Consider the following 273-nt stretch of genomic DNA (forward strand, 5'->3'; position numbering starts at 1 on the left):
ACCGGGGCTCATCTCATACACCACAGAACGTAATCTTGAAAACTCATCTGAGCAAACCAAAGCTGTTCGAGGTAAGCTGGTGGGCTATTTACTCATTTTAGTGGTGTTGTGCGTCGCATTAGTGGCAAACATCACGATGCGTAAGCCGATGGAGCTCGATATTATTAGAGACAGGAACCAATTATATCGAGTGAATTATGAGGGCCTGATAGAAAATACTTATACGCTGAAAATCATTAATAAAGCGCAAGCATCTCAAACATACTCTGTGTC

Annotated in this window: 1 protein-coding gene; it reads left to right on the forward strand. The window is 42.1% G+C overall.

Features of this window, described 5'->3' with window-relative positions; all coding sequences use genetic code 11:
* Positions 1-273, forward strand: a 273-nt coding sequence (locus tag CWC11_RS21770; protein ID WP_283241034.1) for a FixG Ig-like domain-containing protein, incomplete at both ends; no start/stop codon positions are given.

This window comes from Pseudoalteromonas sp. S3178, from assembly GCF_005886985.1.
Taxonomy (GTDB): domain Bacteria; phylum Pseudomonadota; class Gammaproteobacteria; order Enterobacterales; family Alteromonadaceae; genus Pseudoalteromonas; species Pseudoalteromonas carrageenovora.